The 17,312-nt window shown below is 66.2% G+C and carries 19 protein-coding genes; 8 read left to right on the top strand and 11 right to left on the bottom strand.

The features are described from left to right. Positions 1-7 precede the first annotated feature (7 nt). The 5 genes from BM394_RS01550 to BM394_RS01530 all read right to left on the bottom strand — a co-directional run bounded on the left by BM394_RS01550 (position 8) and on the right by BM394_RS01530 (position 4,049). A complete protein-coding gene (locus BM394_RS01550) occupies positions 8-580 on the bottom strand; it encodes a hypothetical protein (RefSeq protein WP_245779905.1) in 573 nt (190 codons plus the stop codon). 98 nt (positions 581-678) lie between these two features. After that, positions 679-1,938, bottom strand: a complete 1,260-nt coding sequence (locus tag BM394_RS01545) for a metal-dependent hydrolase family protein (RefSeq protein ID WP_092972966.1) — start codon at positions 1,936-1,938, stop codon at positions 679-681. A gap of 157 nt (positions 1,939-2,095) precedes the next feature. Next, a complete protein-coding gene (locus BM394_RS01540; RefSeq protein WP_092972964.1) occupies positions 2,096-2,794 on the bottom strand; it encodes a hypothetical protein in 699 nt (232 codons plus the stop codon). Further along, complete coding sequence (locus tag BM394_RS01535) at positions 2,791-3,693, bottom strand: ATP-binding cassette domain-containing protein (RefSeq protein WP_092972962.1); 903 nt, start codon at positions 3,691-3,693, stop codon at positions 2,791-2,793. The genes BM394_RS01540 and BM394_RS01535 overlap by 4 nt, the downstream gene beginning before the upstream one ends. Then, entirely contained in the window at positions 3,690-4,049 is a 360-nt protein-coding gene (locus BM394_RS01530; protein WP_092973640.1) for a GntR family transcriptional regulator, read from the bottom strand. Before BM394_RS01530 ends, BM394_RS01535 begins: the two co-directional genes overlap by 4 nt. A 326-nt stretch (positions 4,050-4,375) precedes the next feature. On the opposite strand from BM394_RS01530, the gene BM394_RS01525 reads away from it, so the two are divergent. Further along, positions 4,376-4,807, top strand: a complete 432-nt coding sequence (locus BM394_RS01525; protein ID WP_092972960.1) for an ester cyclase — start codon at positions 4,376-4,378, stop codon at positions 4,805-4,807. A 134-nt stretch (positions 4,808-4,941) separates the two neighbouring features. Here the strand turns inward: BM394_RS01525 and BM394_RS01520 are convergent, their stop codons facing one another. Then, a complete protein-coding gene (locus tag BM394_RS01520) occupies positions 4,942-6,030 on the bottom strand; it encodes an LLM class flavin-dependent oxidoreductase (protein WP_092972958.1) in 1,089 nt (362 codons plus the stop codon). 141 nt (positions 6,031-6,171) lie between these two features. Further along, complete coding sequence (locus BM394_RS01515; protein ID WP_092972956.1) at positions 6,172-6,384, bottom strand: RNA-binding S4 domain-containing protein; 213 nt, start codon at positions 6,382-6,384, stop codon at positions 6,172-6,174. Positions 6,385-6,840: 456 nt separating this feature from the next. Here BM394_RS01515 and BM394_RS01510 point away from each other — a divergent pair, with 456 nt between their 5' ends. The 5 genes from BM394_RS01510 (at position 6,841) to BM394_RS01490 (ending at position 11,344) form a co-directional block, all read left to right on the top strand. After that, the gene (locus BM394_RS01510) at positions 6,841-7,326 is read left to right on the top strand and encodes a hypothetical protein (RefSeq protein ID WP_092972954.1); all 486 of its coding nucleotides are present in this window, start codon (positions 6,841-6,843) and stop codon (positions 7,324-7,326) included. Positions 7,327-7,634: 308 nt separating this feature from the next. Continuing rightward, a complete protein-coding gene (locus BM394_RS01505; RefSeq protein ID WP_245779904.1) occupies positions 7,635-8,441 on the top strand; it encodes a pyrimidine reductase family protein in 807 nt (268 codons plus the stop codon). A 134-nt stretch (positions 8,442-8,575) separates the two neighbouring features. Then, entirely contained in the window at positions 8,576-9,445 is an 870-nt protein-coding gene (folP, locus tag BM394_RS01500; RefSeq protein ID WP_092972952.1) for a dihydropteroate synthase, read from the top strand. 80 nt (positions 9,446-9,525) lie between these two features. Next, positions 9,526-10,524, top strand: a complete 999-nt coding sequence (locus tag BM394_RS01495) for a glucosyl-3-phosphoglycerate synthase (protein WP_092972950.1) — start codon at positions 9,526-9,528, stop codon at positions 10,522-10,524. Between the two features lie 73 nt (positions 10,525-10,597). Next, positions 10,598-11,344, top strand: a complete 747-nt coding sequence (locus BM394_RS01490) for a class III extradiol dioxygenase subunit B-like domain-containing protein (protein WP_092972948.1) — start codon at positions 10,598-10,600, stop codon at positions 11,342-11,344. A 32-nt stretch (positions 11,345-11,376) separates the two neighbouring features. Here the strand turns inward: BM394_RS01490 and BM394_RS01485 are convergent, their stop codons facing one another. After that, entirely contained in the window at positions 11,377-12,714 is a 1,338-nt protein-coding gene (locus tag BM394_RS01485) for an NAD(P)/FAD-dependent oxidoreductase (protein WP_092972946.1), read from the bottom strand. 316 nt (positions 12,715-13,030) lie between these two features. Here BM394_RS01485 and BM394_RS22625 point away from each other — a divergent pair, with 316 nt between their 5' ends. Together BM394_RS22625 and BM394_RS01475 are read left to right on the top strand one after the other, a co-directional pair. Next, positions 13,031-13,429 (top strand): carboxymuconolactone decarboxylase family protein, encoded by a 399-nt coding sequence (locus tag BM394_RS22625; RefSeq protein WP_165400628.1) that lies wholly within the window; start codon positions 13,031-13,033, stop codon positions 13,427-13,429. Positions 13,430-13,433: 4 nt separating this feature from the next. Next, positions 13,434-13,658, top strand: a complete 225-nt coding sequence (locus BM394_RS01475; protein ID WP_092972942.1) for a hypothetical protein — start codon at positions 13,434-13,436, stop codon at positions 13,656-13,658. Positions 13,659-13,762: 104 nt separating this feature from the next. Here the strand turns inward: BM394_RS01475 and BM394_RS01470 are convergent, their stop codons facing one another. The 3 genes from BM394_RS01470 to BM394_RS01460 form a co-directional block, all read right to left on the bottom strand. After that, entirely contained in the window at positions 13,763-14,485 is a 723-nt protein-coding gene (locus tag BM394_RS01470) for a YqeB family protein (protein ID WP_217643278.1), read from the bottom strand. A 236-nt stretch (positions 14,486-14,721) separates the two neighbouring features. After that, positions 14,722-15,981: a polysaccharide lyase domain-containing protein gene (locus BM394_RS01465; RefSeq protein WP_092973634.1), complete on the bottom strand. Its 1,260-nt coding sequence runs from the start codon at positions 15,979-15,981 to the stop codon at positions 14,722-14,724. Between the two features lie 217 nt (positions 15,982-16,198). Then, positions 16,199-17,296 carry a carboxylate-amine ligase gene (locus tag BM394_RS01460; RefSeq protein ID WP_092973632.1) on the bottom strand — a complete coding sequence of 366 codons (1,098 nt, stop codon included), beginning with the start codon at positions 17,294-17,296 and terminating at the stop codon, positions 16,199-16,201. Positions 17,297-17,312 lie beyond the last annotated feature (16 nt).

Below are 17,312 nucleotides of genomic sequence, written 5' to 3'. Positions count from 1 at the left end.
GTTCCCGTCAGAGTTGATCGAACGCCGAGGTCAACCTGGTAAGCGTAGCGGCTGTCCGATCGTCCGGTGCTGCCCCTGTCCTCCTGCGGCTACGACGTCTCCCCGTGCGACGCGTGATCCGGGCGAAGATCAACGTGGCTATGGTTTCGGCCTCGTGCTCCTCGGTGGTGACGTCGCCCCGGTGCAGCAGGTGGGCTAAGGCGGTCGGGGAGAGATCCGGGGCCCTGCGCTGTGCTTCCTGGACGGACAGTACACATTGCCCGTGGTGGCCGGAGATCATGTGCCCGATCTCGTGCAGGATGATGTAATCCTGGTGCATCGTGCTGGTGTTGTCCGGGTAGGCGATGACATCGTGATCGTCGTTGCGTTGCCAGGCACCGGTGCTGTCGCCCAAGTGCCAGGACACCGCGCACAGGTCGACATCGCGGCCACGATGTCTCTCCAACCCGTCGATGAACTCGTCGATGTTCCACGGATCCGGCAGCTCGACCGAGCGCAACAGGCTTTCCACCCGGCGGTCACAACGGGCGCGCAGCTCGTGCCAGGCCGCCCTTTCCGCCGAAGAACTCGTTCGCCACACGCTGTACGTCCTCGATGGTTTCGGTAGCGGCGATTCCAGGGCCGGACGACTCGACCGAACTGGCCGGAATCCCCGCTCGGCGTCGCCTCCGCCGCTCGTTACGAAGTGGCAGCCGCCTTGTTGTTGAGTGTGTTCTTGCGGATCTCGCCTGCCTGCGCGACGAGGACCACGGCGGCGGGGTCGGCCAGCCCCGCGATATCGCGCAGCGGGTCGACGTCGGTCACCACGAAGTCCGCGAGCATACCGGGACACAGCGTTCCCAACCGGTCTCGCAACCCCAGTAGTCGTGCCGATTCCCCGGTTCCGGCCGTGATGGCCGCCAGCGGGCTCAGCCCGATCTCGACGAGAAGTCGCAACTCGTCCAGGTTGCTCGCGTGCGGGCCGATCCCGGAATCGGTTCCCAGCGCGACCGGGACACCGGCCGCCACGGCTCCGGCGATGTTCGACCTGCAGTGCTCGGCCCAACGGTGCTTCTTCTGCCACAGGTAGTCCGGCACGGTGCCGCGTTCCGGCATCCGCAGTGCCGCCGACAGGGTGGGCACCAGCACGGTCCCGTTGCGCAGCATCAGCTCGTTGCCCTGCCGGTCGAGCCCGTAGCCGTGTTCGAGGCTGGTCACGCCCGCGCGCAGCGCGTTGTGGATCCCGACGGTTCCCTGCGAGTGCGCGGCCACGCCGTCCCGGCGGCGGTCAGCGGCCTCGCCGACCACGATCCGGATGGTTTCCTCGTCCAGTCCCACGTCCTCCGGGTCGTCCGAGGGGGTCGTCATTCCGCCGGTCGCGCACACCTTGAGCCAGTCCACCCCGTCGCGGAGCAGTGTTCGTGATTCCCGCCGGGCCTGTTCCGGTGTGTCCACGACACTTCCCAGCCCCGGATCCGGGCACGAGCCGTCGGGGAGGGTGAAATCGGAGTGCCCACCGGTCGGGCCCAGCATACGACCCGCCACACGCAGCCGTGGTCCTTCGAGCAGCCCTCGTTGCTGGGCCTGTCGATATCCCGCGTCGATACCGCCGAGGTCTCGTGCGGTGGTTATCCCCGCGTGCAGCGTTTCCCGCATCCGGTGAGCGGTCTCGAAACTCCGCAGGCTCGGAGGTACCGCCATGTCCCGCAGGGACGACATCATGTCACCGCCCAGCCCGAAGTGCACGTGGCAGTCGAAGAACCCCGGCAGCAGCGTGAGTCCCGACAGGTCGACCACCGGTGTCGCGTCCCGTGGCGGGGCCGTGTCGGCCACACCGGCGTAGCCGATCACTCCCTGCTCGTCGACGAGCAGCACGGCGTCGGTGACCGGCTCGTCACCGGTGCCGTCGATCAGTACCGCACCCTCGTAACGTGCGCTGATCCCGTTCGGCGCTGTCATACGGTCACCGTCCTCGGCGGATGTGTGGTTTCGGCCAAGCTGCCACGAGCCGTTCGGCCGTGCACTCCGGACGAGTGACACCCGGTCTTTCCGTGCTCGTTCGGTCGGGACCGGGTGTCCCCGGTGGTTTCGCCGTGCGTCTCCGCCGCGGCGGTCGCTACGGAATCGCGCGGCGGATCGTCAGGTATCCGGCAGCGGCGAACACCGCTGCCAGCCCCAGCGGGTAGGCGAACAGCAGTGCCAGCGGTGGTTGTTCGACGAAGAAGGCTCCGACCGAGGCCCACCATTCCCGCCAGGTAACCAGGAAGGCGAACAGCACGGCCAGCAGTCCGACGCTGATCACGACCGTGTAGACCCCCGGCTGGCCCCACCGCTTGAACACGATGCCGACCCAGACGCCGATGAACGACAGCAGCAGGAACGGCGCGGTGTAGATCAACAACTGCAGCAGCGGATTGTCCTGAACGAGGAAGGGGAGCCCGAAGAACCTCAGCCCCATTCCCCAACCGTCGGTGCCGGACTCGACCAGCTTCAGCAGGGTAAGCAGAATTCCGTAGAGCAGTGACTGTCCCAGCACCACCAGCGTCGTGGCACCGAAGAACGTGCGGCGGGTGACGCTGAGACCGGCGGCGAACGGAAAGAACTGGGTCATGGTCTGCAGGTGCACCGACAGCAGGACGAAATAGATCGACATTATCGCCCCGCTGGCCGGTTCGCCCTGCTGAGCCGAGTCGCTGATCATCGCGAAGATCGCCAGATTGGCGAGGAACGCCAACCCGAGCACCAGCAGTGGCAGGCCGAACACGACGGGAACGTTGACCAGTTGGATCCGGCTGACGTTGAGCAGGCGTCTCATGAGCGGGTTTCCTTGTCGTTCGCGGCACCGACGAACGTCTGCTCACCGGTCGCCTGTCGGGTGGTCTGTACGACGAGTTGCTGCAGGGAGACCGGCTCCACGTGCAGATCCTCCGGGATTCGCTCGGGGAGTGCGCCGCTGAGTGTGACCCGCAGGAAACCACCGAGCTGTTCCCGGTGCAGTTCGGTGTGGTTCGCCGCGAACTCCTCCACTGCCCGTGCCGGTCCGGTCACCGTGACAGCGCTGGCACGAAGTTTGTCCGTGTCCTCGTCGAGCAGTACCCGGCCCTTGTCCATGAGGGTGACGTGTTCTATCAGGTCACTGATCTCGTCGATGAGGTGCGTGGAGAGCACGATGGTGCGCGGATGCTCGGCGTAGTCGGCGAGCAGGCGGTCGTAGAACCGGTGCCGCGCCACCGCGTCCAGCCCCAGGTACGGCTCGTCGAAGAAGGTCAGCGGTGCACGTGAGGCCAGTCCGATGATGATGCCCACCGTCGACATCTGGCCGCGGGAGAGTTTCCTGATGCGTCGTTTGAGCGGCAGCGCGAACTCCTCGACCAGTTCCTCGGCGAGTTCCGCGTCCCAGTTGTCGTAGACCAGGCTCGCCGCGGTCAGCGCGTGGTGGACCGCGAACATGTCGGGATACTTCTGCGATTCCTTGATGAAGCAGACGTCGCGCAGCACTCTGTCGTTCTCGTAGGGGTGTTCACCGAAGACCTCCACATTTCCGGAGGTCTCGAAATTCTGCCCGGTGAGAATCTGCATGATTGTCGTTTTGCCCGCGCCGTTGCGGCCGAGCAATCCGTGAATCCGGTTCTCGGTGAATCCCAGTGACACGTCGTCGAGCGCGACGGTGTCACCGTAGCGTTTGCTCGCCCCGCTCATGCCGGCTACCGTCATGCCTCTTCCCTCCAGGCGTCGATCATCTTCTTCAGATCCTCGGCGTCCATCCCCAGCTTCTGCGCCTCGCCGAGCAGCGGTGCGATGAACTTCCGCCCGAAGTCCTGCCTGCGTCGTTCCAGCAACTGCTCGCGTGCCCCGCCGGCCACGAACATTCCGATCCCCCTTCGCTTGTAGAGCACCCCGTCACTGACCAACTGGTTGATCCCGTTCGCCGCGGTCGCTGGGTTGATCCGGTGGAACGCGGCGAGCTCGTTGGTGGAGGGAACCCGTGTCTCCTCGGGCAGTGAGCCGTCGATGATCGAGCCCTCGATCTGCTCGGCTATCTGGAGGAACAGCGGGCGACCGTCGTCCATCACGTCCACCACCGTCGTGCGAACCAGTTGGTTGGTTCATTAGTCATGTGGGTAACCATGTCACTAGGTTACCTGAGAGTCAACCCACGGAACCCGAACCGCTCCTGCCGCGGGACAGGCCACCGCGCGAACAGCACGTGGGACGAGACGGGGAGTGGTGGGAGTCTTTGGACTCTGGCGGGGGACGACCGAGGGGAGCAGAGTCGGAGGCGGGGTTGCCTGGGCTGTCGTCGACGACGCGCCCGGCGCTTTCGACACCGTGTGAATCAAGGCGGGAACAGCGGAACCGGAACTCCGGTGCCGGGCACCAGGAACAGGAGAAACCTATGACACACGCCGAGACGCACCTGAAGATGCACCAACTGTTCAACGAGCGTCGGTTCGACGACATGGACGCCTACGTCGGTGAGCAGTACGCCTATATCGACCACGCTCGGGGAATCACCATGCACTCGCTCGACGAGTTCAAGGACTGGATGAGGGAGTGGTCCACCGCCTTCTCCGACGCTCGTGTGCTCGGTGAGTCGTTCGTCGAGGGCGAGTACGTCTCCGTGGCCTACTTCCACGGCCGTGGTGAGAACGACGGCCCGATGGGGTCACTGCCCGCGACGCGACGGCAGATGGACATTCCCTTCTGCGAGACGCTGCGCTACGACCAGCAGGGCAGGGTCATCGGTGGCGAGGTCTACTACGACCAGCTGAGCATTCTCACCCAGCTGGGACACATCGAGAGTTCGAAACTGACCGGAGCCTCCTGAACCGACGAGGCGCTGAACCGACCGGGTGCTCCGAGTTCTCGCGGTTGGTCCGCGTGACCGGGCAGCCGTTCCGATCGGTCGCTCGGCCACGCGTGACCTGCCAGGGCGGGATGCCTCCCCGTCCGGCGGCGCAATCAGTGCGCCGTCTCGCCGCTCCGTGCACGCAGCCTGGACTCGTGCGTGGGTGCCTCCGGTACGTGTGAGGGCTTGAGCGCGTCGAACTCCTTACGCAGTACCGGGATCACTTCTTCGCCGAGCATGTCCAGCTGCTCCAGCACGGTCTTGAGCGGCAACCCCGCGTGGTCGATGAGGAACAGTTGACGCTGGTAGTCACCGACGTACTCCCGGAAGGACAGGGTGCGGTCGATGACCTGTTGCGGACTGCCGACCGTCAGCGGCGTCCGCGACGTGAACTCCTCCAGCGAAGGCCCGCCGCCGTAGACCGGGGCGTCGTCGAAGTAGGGCCGGAACTCGGCCACCGCGTCCTGGGAGTTGCGGCGCATGAACACCTGACCGCCGAGCCCCACGATCGCCTGGTCGGCCGAGCCGTGCCCGTAGTGCTCGAACCGTTGCCGGTACAGCTCGACCATCTGCTTGGTGTGCTCCGGTGGCCAGAAGATGTGGTTGTGGAAGAAACCGTTGCCGTAGTACGCGGCCTGCTCGGCGATCTCGGGGCTGCGGATGGAACCGTGCCACACGAAGGGCGGTAGATCGTCCAGCGGTCGAGGCGTGGCGGTGAAACCCTGCAGCGGGGTGCGGAACTCGCCCTGCCAGTCCACCACCTCCTCGTGCCACAACCGGTGCAGCAGGTGGTAGTTCTCGATCGCCAGCGGGAGTCCCTGGCGGATGTCCTGCCCGAACCACGGATACACCTGTGCCTGATTGCCCCGCCCCAGCATGAGATCCACCCGGCCGTCGGCCAGGTGTTGCAGCATGGCGAAGTCCTCGGCGATCTTGACCGGATCGTCCGTGGTGATCAGCGTCGTCGAGGTCGAAAGGATCAGCCGTTCGGTCCGTGCCGCGACATACCCCAGCATGGTCGTGGGGGAGGAGGGCACGAACGGTGGGTTGTGGTGCTCACCGGTGGCGAACACGTCCAGCCCGACCTCCTCGGCCTTGCGGGCGATGGTCACCATCGCCTTGATCCGTTCGTGCTCGGTGGGCGTTCGGTTGGTGGTCGGGTCCGGCGTGACGTCGCCGACGGTGAAGACTCCGAACTGCATAATCCCGACCTCTCGGTGCGCTTGGACAACGACTCGCGTAGTGGAAACACGGTGGTTTTCGCGGCGGAAACACGGTGGCGGGCCGGGTTGTTCCGGGATGTCGCCTTCGTTACAACGCCGTCTTCGTCACGACACCGCGACTCAGGCCGAGGTGACCCGCACCGTCTCCCCTCCGACACTGACCTCGTCACCCGGTGACAACTGCCGCCCACGTCGTGTCTCCGGCTCGTCGTTGACCAGCACCTCACCGTCCTGGATCAGGCTTTTCGCCTCGCCGCCGTGCTCGACCAGCCCCGCCAGCTTCAGCAGCTGCCCGAGCCGGATGGTGCCCTCGCCGATCTCCACGTCCTCCATGCGTTCGATTGTCCCCGACCTCCTGGCCGTTCGACGAACCGTTCCGGGAGGTTTCGAGGAGTACAGCACTGTGGGATCCGCTCGGTGGATCGACCGGCTCGAGTCCCCGAGTGCGAACCGGGCCGAGGGGGCGATCGCTCCTGCTCGATGTTCGTCGGAGGTTTCCGCGTTTTGTCGTACGAACTGTTTTCAGTCCCGCTCGGAGTCGCGAGAAGATTTTGTCGATTTGTCGTGTTTCGGTTTGGTATAGATTCTTGGGTTTCGAGTGTCTTTCTGGTTGTCGGGAATTCCGGGTGATCACGGGTGCGAATTTTTGTCGTTCTGCTCGGTGGGGAGTGAATTGTTTTTTCCTGTTGTCCCCGAAAAGTGTGTAGAATGTGGGGTCGCGCTGCGGGAAAAGAAGGATTCTGTTTGTCTGTGAGTGGCTCGGGAAGAGTCGGACAACAGGAGGTTTTCGTGTCCATCACCACCAAGACTCTGAGCGCGTTGAGTCTGGCCGCGCTGACGCTGACCGCTCCGGCCGCCGTGCAGGCCGCCGAGCGGCCGCCCTCCCCGCAGCGGGGAGTCACCGCGCTGATGAGCGTTCACAACGAGAGCTACAGCGCCAAGTACGTCGATATCAACAACGTCAAGTGCCTCTACGACGACGGAGAGCAGGGCTCCAACGTCAGCATTTTCGAGGGGTGGTACGGAGTCAACGAAAGCTACCCGACGTCCGGGCCGGGCCAGTACATCGAGCGGAAGCTCAGCGGCGAGTGCGCCAAGAGCTCCGCTTCGTTCGAGGTGAACTTCGCCAAGGTGGGCTGGGTGAAGATCAAGACCAGCGAGACCAAGGGCTACCACGTGGTCAAGAACACCAACAAGAAGCGCATCGATGTCGACATCACTCCCTACAGCGGTTACCCGCACTACACGCAGCGGATCGAGGTCTCGGTCGACTGATGCGGTGACCGCGTGATCGATCGAGCGGCGCCCACCGGAGACCACGCTCCTCCGGTGGGCGCCGCTGTACGTGTTCGACCCCCCGGATTCGGGTTCGCCGCGGTTCCCGGTGCCGTTCCGCCGGGCCGGTCCGAGAGGTGATCGGTTCGGGAATCGTGTTGTGCGAATTCCACTGTGTGATCGGGTTCCACTGTGTGATCGGGCGGGCCTTTTCCCGTAGCGGGATCGTCATCGGTGATGCCCCTTTCTCGAATACCGCACGAGCGAGCGAACCCTTTCGTTCGGTCTCCGAGTAGGATCGTGTCGGTGTGAACGGCACGGACGTGCCGATGAAAGGGGCCGCGATGTTCGTGCGGGACGTGGAACGCAGTCGCGACCTCGAAGTCGAGGAACTCGCTTCGAGCTATGCCTATCCCGAGTCGTTGACTCACCCGTGGACGAGGGTCAATTTCGTGACCAGCGTCGACGGTGCTTCCAGTGTCGAGGGGCGCAGTGGCGGACTGGGGCATCCCGCCGACGGGGTCGTCTTCGAACTGGTGCGGGATCTCGCCGACGTGGTGCTCGTCGGTGCCGGTACCGCGGTGGCGGAGGGCTACAGCGGTGTATCCCGAACCGCGGAACGTGTGCGACGTCGACGTGCGCTGGGACGTTCCGATGTGCCACCGCTCGCCGTGGTCACTCGCGGAGCTCTGCCGCCGGACGCCGGGGTGCTCACCGACACCGAGGTGCCAACCGTGGTGGTCACCTGTGCCACGGCGGGCAGGGAACGCATCCAGGCTTACCGCGCGGCGGGTGCCGAGGTGTTCGTGGCAGGCGAGTGGGAAGTGGACCTGTCGTGGACCGTCGCCGAGTTCGGCAGACGCGGCTGGTGCCACGTCGTCTGTGAGGGTGGACCCGGGCTTTTCGGCGGAATGGTCCGCAACGGTCTCGTCGACGAGGTGTGCCTGACCGTTTCTCCCATGCTGGCGGGCTCCGGTGCGGGGCGCATCGTCAGCGACCTCGCGGAGGACACCCACAGGCGGCTCCGGCTGTGCTCGGTCGTGCGCGCCGAGGACGCGCTGTTGCTGCGGTACTACACCCAACAGGCGGTCCGCAGACTGGACGAGGTGTGTTGATCACGTCAGTGCCTCGGTGTAGAAGTAACCAGGGCCGCTGTTTCGAGTGGCGCACGACAAGCGAGACCGTGGTCGGCCCGTTCGATGTGGCACATTGGTCGGGGTGATGGCCCCGACGAAGCGGATTGGTGGATATGCGGACGACCGTGCGCTTCCGGGGACGTGACCTCGGTGCTCAGCGGCCACTGGTGATGGCGATCGTGAATCGCACACCGGACTCCTTCTACGACAGGGGCAGGACCTTCGAGTTCGACGCCGCGTTGTCCGCCGTCGACGAAGCCGTGGCCGACGGTGCCGACATCGTCGACATCGGTGGCGTGAAAGCCGGCCCCGGGACTCTCGTAGATGTGGACGAGGAGATCGAGCGTACCGCTCCGTTCGTGACGGAGGTGCGGCGGCACTTCCCCGACCTGGTGATCAGCGTGGACACCTGGAGACACGAGGTGGGGCGTGCGGTGTGCGCGCGGGGAGCCGACCTGCTCAACGACACCTGGGCCGGGGCCGATCCCAAGCTGGTCGAGGTCGCGGCCGAGTTCCGGGCGGGTTATGTGTGTTCGCACACCGGCGGTGCCGTGCCGCGCACCCGTCCGCACCGCGTGCGCTACGAGGACGTGGTGCGTTCCGTGGTGGACGAGACCACGCGGCAGGCGGAACGCGCCGCCGAGATCGGTGTTCCCGAGGACGGCATCCTCATCGACCCGACCCACGATTTCGGCAAGAACACCAGGCACAGTCTGGCTCTGCTGCGGCACACCGATCAACTGGTGGCAACCGGATGGCCGGTGCTGATGGCACTTTCGAACAAGGATTTCGTCGGTGAGACGCTCGGCACCGAGCTGTCCGAGCGTGTGACGGGCACCTTGGCGGCCACCGCGCTGGCCGCCCGTGACGGAGCAACCGCGTTCCGGGTGCACGAAGTACGGCAGACGCGCCAGGTGCTGGACATGGTCGCGGGCATCGCAGGGGAGCGAGAACCCGCATCGACCGTGCGCGGCCTGGCCTGACCGCTGTGCCGTTCCCGCGCGGACGAGGCGTTCGGGACGGCAGGAAGCATCCGAGCTGCTGGGAGCAGTGACCAAGAAACATGACACCCGAGGCCGAGCGGTGGTTCGCCGCTCGCAGCTGGCAGGACCCGTCCTGGTCGGTCGAGGAACTGACACGCCTGAAAGGCACTCGTCGGGTCAGTGTCGTGCTGCCCGCGTTGAACGAGCAGGAGACGATCGCACCCATCATCGCCGAGCTCCTGCCGCTGGCGGAACCGGACGGGACGGGAGAGGCCCTGGTCGACGAGATCGTGGTGCTCGACTCCGGTTCCACGGATCACACCCGCGAGTTCGCCCTGCGTGCCGGCGCCCGTGTGGTGGCCCGCGAGGACGTGCTGCCCGAGTTCGAGCCACGAACAGGCAAGGGAGAGGTGCTGTGGCGCTCGTTGGCTGCCGTTTCCGGCGATCTCCTCGTGTTCCTCGACTCGGACCTGGTCGATTTCGACGCCCGGTTCGTTCCGGCATTGCTCGGTCCCCTGCTCACCGGTGACGAGCCGGTACTGGTCAAGGGTTTCTACCGGCGACCGTTGCGGTTGCCGCGGGAAGGTGTGCGGCAGGCCGAGGGAGGCGGGCGCGTCACCGAGCTGCTGGCTCGCCCCGTGCTTTCCGCTGTGCGCCCCGACCTGGCGGGCGTGGTTCAGCCCCTGGGCGGCGAGTACGCGGCCCGCCGCGAGTTTCTGGAGTCCGTCCCCTTCGCCCCGGGCTACGGTGTGGAGACGGGACTGCTCATCGACGCCTACGATCGCCACGGCCTCGACGGCCTGGCCCAGGTCAATCTCGGAGTTCGCAAGCACCGCAATCGAGGACTGCTACAGCTCGGGGTGATGTCCCGGCAGATTCTGGCCGCCGCCCTGTCCCGTACGGAGGGGGGCTCCTTCCCGGACGGAGTTCTCGACGATTCGCGCGATGAGGTCTCCTGCTCCCAGGAGGTTTCCTACACCCAGTTCGTCCAGTCCGACTCGGAGTGGGTGCCGCACGATCAGCCGATTCCGACGGCGGAGCGTCCACCGCTGCGTAGCCTGCGGCGGAACTCGACGTGATGAAAACGGCAACGATCTCCGCAGAGCACGAGTGACGCGCACGAGTGATGGGCACGAGTGAGACGAGGCGAACATGCTGGTAGCGGCCGGAGTATTACCCCACCCCCCGGTGCTGGTTCCCGGGGTGGCCGGGCAGCGGGCGGCGGATCTCGACGGGATGCGAGCCAACTGCGATCTGGCTGTCACCCGGCTGTTCGACAGCGACCCCGATCTGGTCGTGGTGCTCGGCGGGGACGATCGCACCGCGTGCCACGGCTCGGACGTCACGGGCACGCTGGCCCCGTACGGACTGGACAAGACCTTCGGCGACGGAAGTGCCCGACTGCCGTTGTCGCTGACGATCGGACGCTGGCTGCTCGAGTCGCACATCGATCGGGCGGCCCGCGAGTTCCGCTCGGTGGCCTGGAACGCCACCCCGACCGAGTGTCTCCGGCTGGGGGAACGGATCGCCGACCGTGCCGCACGGGTGGCACTGCTGGTGCTGGGGGACGGTTCGGCGTGTCGCACGGAACGCTCGCCTGGGTTTCTGGATCCGGACGCCGTCACCTACGACGACCACGTGGCCGAGGCGCTGCGCTGCGGGGACACCACCGCGCTCGCCGCGTTGCGGCCGAAGACCGCCGAGCGGTTGCTGGTGGGCGGACGCCCGGCCTGGCAGGTGCTCGCCGGGGCCGCTTCCGAACGCTCACCGATCGGTGAGCTGCTGGACTACAGCGCGCCCTACGGAGTCGGGTACTTCGTCGCCACTTGGCTGTTCGACAGCGCTTTCCCTCGTTCGGGCCGTCCGGAGCGGGAGCAGGCGGAAACCCTCGCCGAGTGAGCGTCTCGACGAACCCCGTCGACGGGCTCCGGTCAGGTACGGACCGAACTCTGTGCCTCCTGCTCGCCACGCAGGTTCGGCAGCTCGGGTGAGGAGGTGTCCAGGGGCACCGTGCCGGAACGGACCATGCCCAGCTGCACGCACTGTCGTTTGGTGGTGGCCTCCAGCAGCCAGTCGATGGCCACCCGCAGCCGGTTCGTCGGCATCGCCATGAGGTGATAACCCCTGGTGACCGCCTTGGCGGTGAAACCGGAGAGCGGGATGCGCAGCGGATTGGCGGCTGCCTCGCGTGCCCCGAGGTCCACGACGAACCCGAGGTCGCGGTGGTGGTAGCCGTTGAGCCGTTCACCCCGCAGCGAGGCGAGCACGTTGCTGCCCGCCAGTTTGCCCTGCCGCGTGGCGTGCTGGGCGGTCATGGCCGTGAGTCGGCCGGGGTTGGCGCGGTCGGGAACACCCGCGGCATCGCCGCAGGCGAAGATGTGCGGATACCCGGGCACCGTCAGCGTCTCGTCGACCGTGACCCTGCCTTCCGTGGTATCCAGGCCCAGCGACTGCACCAGTGGGTCGGGACGGACACCGACGCACCAGATCAGTGACCGCGTCGCCACCTGTTGGCCGCTGTCGAGGGTGACACCGTTCTCGGTGGCTTCGCTGATCGAGGTTTCGGTAAGCAGCTCCACCCCCCGTTTCCGGAGTACGTCGGTGGCGGTGTTGGACAGCCGCCGATCGAGCCCGGGAAGTACCCGCGGGGCCACGTCGAGCAGCTTCCACCGAATCTCCTGGTCGCGCAGCTCCGGGTGGCGTTCCGCAAGGATGCGGGTGAACTCGGGACCCTGCGCCGCGATCTCGGTTCCGGTGTAGCCGGCTCCGACCACCACGAACGTGCAGCGGGCGTCCCGCTCGGCCTGGTCGTTGGTGGCGGCCGCGAGCTCGATCTGCCTGGTGACGTGATCCCGGAAGTACAGTGCTTCGGGCACTCCCCGGAAGCCGTGTCCGTGCGTGGCCAGCCCGGGGATCGGCAGAAGCTTGTTGACGCTGCCCGCGGCCAGGATCAACCTGTCGAAGTTCACCGACCCCGTGTTGTCCTCGGGATCGGTGTAGGTGAGGTAGCGGGCTTCCGGGTCGATCCGGTCCACCTCGCCCAGTACCAGCCGAACGGTGGGCAGTGTGCCCGCCAGCGAAACCGTGATCGCGCGCGGATCGAGGATCCCGGAGGCGACCTCGGGCAGCAGCGGCAAGTACAGAAAATAGTCGGTGGGGTTGACGAGGATGATCTCGGTTTCGTCCGGGCCGGTGTTCTTGGCGAGCTGTTCGGCCGCGTGGTAACCGGCGAATCCGCCCCCGACGATCACTACTCGAGTGTGTCCCATCGCGTTCCCAACTGGTCGGTTCCTCTCCGTTCCCGCTTACCCGGGACAGGACTCGATCAAACCGGTGATGCTCTCCGAACCGGCGGTGCTCTTCGGGAGCATCGTGTCCGGCACCGAAAGACCGAAGACCCTAGTGTCGGCGGTGGCACCGGTCGCACGCTGGAAGGGTCGAAGCGGTAGCGAGCGGATCGGTATTCCGCGATGTCCAGTGCTTTCACCACCACTACGGTGCCGCGACATTCACGGGGCACGGGCATCGCGCGGCGGGGTTCGCTCGTGGTCCGCCCACGTGACGGAAAGCGCAGGTGCGGCAATCATGACTACCACCACACTGACCCGGACCGAGGTGGAGGCCGACATCAGGGACACCCTCGGTCTGGTGCCCACGTTCTTCTCCCGGATTCCGGACGAGCTGCTGGCACCGGAGTGGGAGATCTTCAAGCGCCTGGAACTCGACCAGACGCTGATTCCCAACAAGTACAAGGAACTGATCGGGGTAGCGCTGCACGCCGAGACCAAGTGCTACTACTGCACCCTGTTCCACACCGAGGCGGCGAAACTCTTCGGCGCCAGTGACGAGGAGATCCAGGAGGCGGTGCACTACGCCAAGAGCAGTGTGGGTTGGAGCGCCTACCTGAACGGTATTCGGGAGGACTACGACAACTTCGCAGCGGAACTGGCCCGTATCGGCGAGTACCTCGGTTCTCGGGGTTGAGCTCATGCGTCTGGAACGGATTCGCCCGACGGTGCTGCGGATGGTGCTGCACGCACACGAACTGGCCACGCTGATGACGGCCGCGCGCTGTGTCGCGGAAGCGAATCCGGCGGAGGTACCCGACTCGGCGCGGGAAGAGCTCCGTGCGCTGCTGCGTGACTACGACCAGCAGCTGCGGTGTCTCGACACGACGGCGACCGACGAAACCGATCGGTCGCGATCCGGGTGACAGCACTTTCCGCCGGTGCAGTCGGCGGTCAGGAGCGGGAAGTCGATCGCCTTCCGGGGTTCGGCGGAGGTGGAATTCGGTGGCCCGGCTGATCCGGACGGGAGTCACCGGCCGTGAGACAGTCGCCAGTACTGCTTCTTGTCCGAGTCCCGCACCACCACGCCGAGCCGGGCGAGTTCGTCCCGCAGTTCGCGGGCGTCCTCGCCGGAATCACTGTGACGCAGGGCTTTCGCACGTGCCTTGAGCAGCGCGTCCGCTCCCGTCGGCATGCCGGGAGTGTCGGGTACCCAGCGACGGAACTCGTCCGCACAGGGGTCCTCGTCGGCCCAGCGGTATCCGTGGGAGCGGAAGGCGGTGGCCAGCCTGTCGGTTTTGAGATCGAACTCCTCCCGCGCCAGTTCCGCCGTGTCGCCGTCCAGCAGCACGAGCTGTTTGCCGTCGCGGCACGCGACGTCCACGGTCCCGCCGGGCCATTCCCGCGTGCTGCCCCGTCGGTGCAGCGCGACCCGATCGGCGGCCACCGTCACCGTGAGACTGTCGTGGTAGGCGTGCAACGCGAGCGTGGCCCCGCCCAACGACCCGAGTGCGACGAGACCGAGAGTCACCCACGGTTCGGGCAACGAGTTCACCAGTTCCGCCGGGCCCCGCATCGGAGCCCAGGGCAGGCTCACCAGCCAGTCTGCGAGCAACCGCACGCACCAACCCAACCCCGCCCCGAGCACGGTGAACACGACTCCGACCGCCGGGTACGTCCACGACGGTTCGGCCACCACGGTGGGGCCGGTGGGTCGTGGCTCGGGGTTCAGCGGCGAAGGATCGTCGGTCACCCGTGAAATCCTACTGAACGCCTCTCGTCGCACGTGGGCTGTCGACCGTTTCCGTCCCTGTGGCACCGGCCACGTGGGCTTTCGCTTCCGAAACCCGTCCGGAGGTCCCGGTGCCACGGCGTGCGCGGCACCGGGACCTCGTTCAGGTCGCTACCCGATGTCGGGCACCCGGCGCGAGAACCGGCGGGGAGGTTCCGCCGAGCGAGTATCCCGACAACCCGAACGGAAAACTTCGATCAGCGGGGATGACCGATGTCGGCCGCAGGCTCGCTCCGTCCGAAGTGGTTACCGGAGGCCCACATGTGCATCCACTGGTCGTTCTCCTGGCGGTAAGCGTTGCCCTGCTTGTTGACCTCCACGGGTTTCGAGCTGTGGTAGAACCAGTTGTTGTCGATGTCGCAGCGGTTCTCCGGCACCCCGCGGATCGCGATGGCCTCCTGGTCACGGTTGGCGGGGGAGACGTCGGTGGTGAACCGGAAGGTGTTGTGGTGGATGTTGATGGTCCCACCCGCCACGTCGGTGTCGCTGCCGTCGTTCTGGGCACGTCCGTGCATGTCGAAGGCGTGACTGATCGGGTGCTCGCCGACCAGGTTGTAACGAGCCGTGTAGCCGTTTGTGGCGTAGCCGTAACCGGCGATGGAGTGCCGGTTGTAGTCGAAGTAGTTCCACTCGATCACGGACTCGCCGTTGTAGAGGTTCACGCCGTAGCCGAAGTGCTCCATCGGGTTGTTGTGGATACTGTTGTGATCGATCCGGGACGAAACCTGGTAGCCACCGGCGCCGACCGAGATGGCCGCGTGGGTGAAGCCGTACAGCTGGCAGTTGTCCACCCGGCAGTCCTCGCCCAGGAAGTGGATACCACCGATGAGGTAGTTCTCGTAGGCCGTGTGGTCGGAGAGATCGCCGTCGAAGCCCTCCGGGTCCCAGTAGTTCGCCAGCCGAGGGCCCTGGATCCGCAGACCGGTGAACCGCACCCGGTCCCCGTAGGTCTTGAACATTGGCAGCGCCTTGTCCGCCACCGGGTTCCGGTCCCTGGTGGTGTAGATCAGCCCGCCGAGGCTGCCGTTGTTGCCGCGGCCGCCGGAGATGATGACACCGGTGCTGATCGGTAGCGTGTTCTCCGCGCCTGTCATGTCGATCGCCGCGTCGTCGGCCACGCGGATGATGTCGCCGTCACCGGCGTTCTCCAGCGCGTTCTTGAGCCCGTTGAAGTCGTTGACGTGGAACTCAGGAGTGTCGCCGGGACTGGCGTGATAGGTCACGCCTCCCCCTTGCTTCAGGTCCACCGGGGCGGGATCGGGCATCGTGTTCACCGCCGCGGCGGTGTTCACCGAGGTGGGTACGGCCGCGGCCCGGGAAGACGCCATCGCCGTGCTCGCGGTGGTTCCCGCCAGCGCGAGTCCCGCGGCTCCCGCGGTACCCAGTTTCAGGAAGTTCCGTCGGCCGAGTCCGCCCTCGGCGTTCCGATCCGTCCCGTTCGTTCCGTCCGGACTCATGGTGATCCTCCCGTGCCTTGTGGGCTTGTTACGGACGATCGTGATCAATCCGGCGGAATGATCGGTTACCTGCCGAACCCGCGTCAACACCCGGTGCTTTGTTCGTGGTTCCCGGTGATCCCGTTCCGGTCGGTGGGGCGTCCCGATGGGTGCCGGAGTTCGTCCGGCCCCTCGCGCTCCGGCCGTCACGTTCCGGCACCGGTTCCGTAGCGCTCGCTCAGCCCTCACCGTGGGTAACGGTCATCGCAGTGAGCACGTCGTCCAGGTCGCCCCGCTTACGGAACGCGTCTCGCTGCGCGGCCACGCTCGTACTTCCGCTCAGCAGCCGGGAGATCCAACCACGAACTCTCTCGTTGTCGCCGTGGGCGCGCAACGACGCCTCCAAGTAGTCCAGCATGCGTCGTACCTGTTGTTCGGCCGGCCTGGAACGCGCCGAGATCGGGTCGACGAGCTCGCCGGAGAGTCCGGAACGGGCGGCCCGCCAGCGAGCCGCGTGCTCCAGCTCCGGTCTGGGGACACGCGGCGGTACTCGGTCTCGCCGCTCTGCCACACACCGCTCGGTCAGTGCTCGGGCGATGCCGGCCAGCACCACGGTCTGTTCCGGACGTGGATCCACGTCGCACACCCGGAATTCCACTGTGGAAACGTGCTCCGAGGGGCGCACGTCCCAGTAGAGCATCTCGCGGTCCCGCAGCACCCCGACGTCGACCAGCCGCTGCGTCGCGGCCACGTAGTCGGCGTAGGAGTCGAACAGCCCCGGCATACCGGCACTCGGCCACTGCCACCAGATCTGCGCCCGGTAGCTGGCGTAGTCGGTGTCCTCGCCGCGCCAGAACGGTGAGTTCGCCGAAAGGGCCAGCAGCACCGACATCCAGGGACGAACACGATTCATCACCGCCACGGCGTCCTCGGGGTCGTCGACTCCGACGTGGATGTGACAGCCGCAGACCAGCTGCTGCCGTGCCACTACGCCGAACCTGGCCATCGTTTCCTCGTAGCGCGCTTTCGGGGTCACCGCTACCCGTTGGGTTCCCGGGTACGTACCACTGGCGATCAGGCTGTTCTCCCGCTCGTCCGCCGCGGTTACCAGCTCGCCACGGAGACGGAGCAGTTCCGAGTGGAGTTCGCCCAGTTCGGTGCACACGGGGGTGGACAACTCGATCTGCGAGGACAGCATTTCCGGATCCACCCGGCCCGGCGCCACACCCGTCAAACGTTCTCCCGCGAGCCGGGGACCGGCGTCGGACAACCGCCCGGTGGTGGTGTCGACGAGGTGGAACTCCTCCTCCACACCCAGTGTGAGCGCATCGTGCACACCATCACCTCCGGAA

Source organism: Actinopolyspora lacussalsi subsp. righensis (genome assembly GCF_900116555.1).
Lineage (GTDB): Bacteria > Actinomycetota > Actinomycetes > Mycobacteriales > Pseudonocardiaceae > Actinopolyspora > Actinopolyspora lacussalsi.
Note: the sequence above shows the minus strand (reverse complement) of the source record. Positions and strands in the feature narration are given on the sequence as shown.

Bases quoted from the DNA above. Each gene is read 5' to 3' on its own strand.
- BM394_RS01545 (WP_092972966.1), bottom strand. From the start codon at position 1,938: ATGACAGCGCCGAACGGGATCAGCGCACGTTACGAGGGTGCGGTACTG.
- BM394_RS01540 (WP_092972964.1), bottom strand. From the start codon at position 2,794: ATGAGACGCCTGCTCAACGTCAGCCGGATCCAACTGGTCAACGTTCCC.
- BM394_RS01535 (WP_092972962.1), bottom strand. From the start codon at position 3,693: ATGACGGTAGCCGGCATGAGCGGGGCGAGCAAACGCTACGGTGACACC.
- BM394_RS01530 (WP_092973640.1), bottom strand. From the start codon at position 4,049: ATGGACGACGGTCGCCCGCTGTTCCTCCAGATAGCCGAGCAGATCGAG.
- BM394_RS01525 (WP_092972960.1), top strand. From the start codon at position 4,376: ATGACACACGCCGAGACGCACCTGAAGATGCACCAACTGTTCAACGAG.
- BM394_RS01520 (WP_092972958.1), bottom strand. From the start codon at position 6,030: ATGCAGTTCGGAGTCTTCACCGTCGGCGACGTCACGCCGGACCCGACC.
- BM394_RS01515 (WP_092972956.1), bottom strand. From the start codon at position 6,384: ATGGAGGACGTGGAGATCGGCGAGGGCACCATCCGGCTCGGGCAGCTG.
- folP (WP_092972952.1), top strand. From the start codon at position 8,576: ATGCGGACGACCGTGCGCTTCCGGGGACGTGACCTCGGTGCTCAGCGG.
- BM394_RS01495 (WP_092972950.1), top strand. From the start codon at position 9,526: ATGACACCCGAGGCCGAGCGGTGGTTCGCCGCTCGCAGCTGGCAGGAC.
- BM394_RS01490 (WP_092972948.1), top strand. From the start codon at position 10,598: ATGCTGGTAGCGGCCGGAGTATTACCCCACCCCCCGGTGCTGGTTCCC.
- BM394_RS01485 (WP_092972946.1), bottom strand. From the start codon at position 12,714: ATGGGACACACTCGAGTAGTGATCGTCGGGGGCGGATTCGCCGGTTAC.
- BM394_RS22625 (WP_165400628.1), top strand. From the start codon at position 13,031: ATGACTACCACCACACTGACCCGGACCGAGGTGGAGGCCGACATCAGG.
- BM394_RS01475 (WP_092972942.1), top strand. From the start codon at position 13,434: ATGCGTCTGGAACGGATTCGCCCGACGGTGCTGCGGATGGTGCTGCAC.
- BM394_RS01465 (WP_092973634.1), bottom strand. From the start codon at position 15,981: ATGAGTCCGGACGGAACGAACGGGACGGATCGGAACGCCGAGGGCGGA.